Source organism: Methanocalculus sp. (assembly GCF_030651615.1).
GTDB lineage: Archaea > Halobacteriota > Methanomicrobia > Methanomicrobiales > Methanocorpusculaceae > Methanocalculus.
Genome location: NZ_JAUSCG010000117.1, coordinates 1 through 4500, shown reverse-complemented (window position 1 = coordinate 4500; position 4500 = coordinate 1). Strand labels below are relative to the sequence as shown.

Here is a 4500-nt window from a genome sequence, read left to right as displayed (position 1 = left end):
GCAGATTGAGACGCTCCTTCAGACACAGGGGACAGATATGAAAGGGTGGACAAACGATGTCTACACCTTAACGAGGAGCAAGGTGGACAGCGACTTAAATGTCCTCAGGCAGCAGTTCTACCAGCACGGCACACCGGAGATCGTCGAGGGTCAGATGACACTCTTTGGTCCTGACGGGCAGAGGTACATCGTCAATGAAAACTTTGAGATCGTCGATCAGGTCCAGGCACTTGTCGGTGGTGCGGCGACGGTCTTCCAGGTCTATGACGACCATGCCGTCAGGATAGCAACAAACGTCAAAAGTGAGGATGGAGAGCGTGCCGTCGGAACCCTTCTCACCCAGGATGTCTTTGATTACTCGGTTTCCGGCGGAAGGACCTTCTATGGATCCCGCGATCTATTCGGAATACAATATGTCACCGCATATGAACCGATCAAGGACAAGAACGGCAATGTGATCGGCATCCTCTTCGTCGGAACCGAAGAGAAACAGACCCTTGATGTTGTGAAGAACAGTATCCGCCATGCTGTCATAGGAAAGAACGGATATATGTTCGTCGTCGACGGCAAGGGGAACGTCATTGTCCACCCGACTCTTGAAGGTGAGAACCTGGAAAACCAGGAGTTCTTCGCGACGATCCTGTCAGAGGGGGAGGGTGTATTATACCATCAGGCAGATGGGATGGATATCGTCGATGTCTACACCTACTTTGAACCCCTCGACTGGTATATCGTCTCCCGGGCAGACCTCTCCGACTTTACCGGCCCGATTGACACCATCCGGGACACCCTTGTCATCGTTATCCTCTCATCGATCATCGTCGGTGCAGTCGTAGCTATCCTCTTTGGAAGATCCATCGCCGATCCCCTCCAGCAGGTCGTCCTGATGATCAAAGAACTCAGAAACGGCCACCTGTCAGTCCGGCTGAACATCAGGAGGAGAGATGAGATCGGTGTGATGGCACAGACGATGGATGAGTTTGCTGAGAATCTGCAGACAAATATCGTTGGGAACATCAAACGTCTCGCAAACGGAGAGTATGTCGAGGAGATCGAGATCCAGGATGAAAGAGATGAGATACGCCCCGCTATCCGGATGATGATGGAATCCCTTGACCATCTCCATAAAGAGACACTCAAGATGACCGATGCCGCATGGGCAGGGGATCTGAAGGTCAGGGGTGATGAGAAGGCATTCCGTGGCAGTTACCGGAGGATCATCATCGGGTTCAACAAGACCCTTGAGCGGATCACCGAGCCGGTGAACGAGGCGATGCGGCTTGCCGGATTCTATGCAACCGGAGATTTTACTGCACGATTCAATCCCGAGATCCCTGTTGCAGGTGAGTTCATCGCCTACCGTGATGCCCTCAACACCATCGGTATCGAGCTGTCACGGCTGATGAAACTGATCACAGAGGAGCTGTATGAAGGTATCTCGGTCCTATCGTCTGCATCAAGTGAGATCATCGCCGTCACCGCTCATCTGTCAGGAGAGAGTTCACAGACGGTGCGGATCGTTGATGAGACGACAGATTCGGTTGAAGGTGTCCGCCTCCAGACGAACCGTGCCAACCAGAAGACCCGTGCGGTCACTGAAAAGGCGATGAAGGCAAGTTTCGTCAGTAAAGATGGTCAGCAGTCAATCCAGGAGATCCTCGACGGCATGAACCAGATCAGACGGCAGATGGATGTAATCGGTACAAACGTCGTCAAACTCTCAGAACAGAGTACTGCTGTTGGTGAGATCATCGCAACAGTTACTGACATCTCTGAACAGTCAAACCTTCTGGCGGTTAATGCCTCCATTGAAGCGGCAAAAGCAGGCGATTTCGGGAAGGGTTTTGCCGTCGTTGCACATGAGATTCATATCCTGGCCGAACAGTCAAAACAGGCGACTGCACATATCAGGACGATTCTTACAGATATTCAGCGGGGTGTTTCGGGGACTGTCGTTTCAGTCGATCGGGGATCTGCATCTGTCGAAGATACTGTCAGGCTGACAGCACAGGCCCGTGAAGCGATCGAGGTGCTTGCATCCGCCATCACCGACTCTTCGAAGGAAGCCTACGAGATCGCAGACTCCATCTCAGAACAGGCAAGTGGTATGGACCGTATCTCCCACGCAATGGAGAAGATCCAGGAGGCTGCCAGAAAGAACCTGGAGAACACCCAGAAAGCTGAAAAGACCGCAGAAGTCCTGCACGAACTAGGTATCCGGCTGAAGAAGATCACAGAACAGTACCACGTCTGATATGACGGGAAACGATGAAGAGCTGAGAGAGACACTCCTTGCCACCTTTCGGGACGAGGCAGATGAACTCCTTACCGCCATCACCGACGACCTGATCGCGCTTGAGCGGGGTGGTGCGGAGATTGACCCTGTCGTATCAGAGTCGATCTACCGGAGGACACACAGCCTGAAAGGTGCAGCCCGCGCCGTCTCCGTCCGTGAGATCGAATCGATCTGCCAGCACCTTGAGACGGCGCTTGCACGTGTCAGACATGGAGAGCTGGTTCCGGATGCAGCAGGATATGACCTCTTCCACCGTGCCATTATGCAGATCCGAAAGCTTGTTGACGGGGAGAAGGTATCCCCGGTCGCTATCATCCGGGAGCTGCGATCGGTTACCAGCACAAAACCCCATGCTTCAGTTGAGAGGGAACAGCCACCGGTCAGGAGTGAGATTCCGCAGATTCGGGAGAGTGAGACGGTCAGAATCGCAAATAAAAGCCTTGACCGACTCATAGCGGGATCTGACGAACTTCTTGTGGCACGCCTCTCGATGGCCCACAGAATGCGTGAGATGGATGCGATGATGCTTCAGTTCTCACTCTGGCAATGGGCTCATGTACAGATCGTCACCGATCAGCGCCAGATTGAAGAACTGATCCATTCAGGGCGGGAGATCTCCGGAGAGGATCTCAGATCACTTGATCGGATCATTCATTTCTTAAAGAAGAACCGGGAATTCATCGATACACTCCGATACGGTCTCACAACCCAGTTAAAAGCAAATACAAGGGATCGTGCTGCACTCGAATCAAGTACACAGATGATTACGGATGCTATCCATGATGCGGTCCTCCTTCCCTTCTCTTACATATTCACCCGATTTCACGATTTTATCAGAGATGTCGCCGGATCTTCCGGAAAGCAGGTCGATTTCGTGGTTGACGGTGGTGAGATCGAGATCGATCGCCGTGTTCTTGAGGCACTAAAAGATCCGCTTCTTCACCTGATCAGAAATGCAATCGATCACGGGGTTGAACACCCGGGAACCCGCATCGCACGAGGAAAGAACCCAAAAGGCAGAATACATGTCAGGGTGGTTCCTCTTGCCGGGAGCAGGGTTGGGATTGATGTTTCAGATGACGGTCATGGGATCAACCCTGCTGCCATACGGGAGACAGCCCATAAAATGGGTCTGATAACAGAGGAAGAGGCTAAGACCATCTCTGATGCAGACAGCCTCGATCTCACCCTCAGATCAGGCCTCTCAACAAACCCTGTCGTCACAAAACTCTCCGGCAGGGGGCTTGGCCTGGCAATCGTTGAAGAGGTTACAAGCCGACTCGGAGGAAGCGTCTCGGTGACCTCCATCCCCGGACAGAACACCTGTGTCAGGATGTCCGTTCCCGTTCACCACTCCAATTTTCGTGGCATCGTTGTCAGATCCGCAAGACGGTCATATGTCATACCGATGCAGCATGTTCGTCAGGTGATCAGGATAAAATCGGGAAGAGATGATATTCGTCTGGGCGATGAACTGATCCGTCTCATTTCACTTGAGAGGGCGCTTGGGGCGGAAGATTCGATCCATATCATGAATGATGACCGGATACGCCCCGTTGTCATCCTGGCTTCAGGTGCGGGAAGGCTTGGTGTCTTCGTCGACGAGATTGTACGTGTCCAGGAGGTTGTTGTCAGGGCGCTTGGAAGCCAGCTCCGATATGTCAAACGTATAACAGGTGCCGGAATCCTCAATGACGGGAGTATAGCGCTTGTCATAGATGCACTTGATCTGATCACCTCTTCATTGCAGAGGAGAACTCCTGAAATAAGTTCAACAGAAAAAGAGAGTGGTCGGGTCCTTGTTGTTGAAGATTCGGTAACATCACGGGAACTCCTCAGATCAATCCTTGAGGAGGCGGGATATGATGTTGCAACCGCAAATGACGGGGCCGAAGCCCTCCAAAGACTTAAGGATGAAGAGTATGATATTGTCATATCCGATGTCGATATGCCAAGAATCAACGGTTTTGCTCTCACTGAGGCGATTAGGAGTAATACAGCCCTTTCCAGGCTTCCGGTGGTGCTGGTGACATCTCTTGACTCGCCTGCGGATCAGGAGTACGGCATTCACCTTGGCGCCAATGCATATATCATCAAGAGTATCTTCGAGAAAGAGGCATTTTTGAAGGTCGTACGTGAGGTTATACCCGATGTTTCGTGATCATGGGGATATACATCTCCTTGTCGTCGAGGATAGCCCGACA

General features: G+C 52.1%; 2 protein-coding genes. Both read left to right on the top strand.

Annotated features, from left to right (window positions below):
* Positions 1 to 2254, top strand: a 2254-nt coding sequence (locus tag Q7V06_RS05275) for a methyl-accepting chemotaxis protein (protein WP_304839101.1), incomplete at its 5' end; no start/stop codon positions are given.
* A gap of 1 nt (position 2255) precedes the next feature.
* Positions 2256 to 4457 (top strand): response regulator, encoded by a 2202-nt coding sequence (locus Q7V06_RS05270; protein ID WP_304839098.1) that lies wholly within the window; start codon positions 2256 to 2258, stop codon positions 4455 to 4457.
* Positions 4458 to 4500 lie beyond the last annotated feature (43 nt).

Coding starts and splice junctions, on each gene's coding strand:
- Q7V06_RS05270 (WP_304839098.1), top strand. CDS start 2,256: ATGACGGGAAACGATGAAGAGCTGAGAGAGACACTCCTTGCCACCTTT.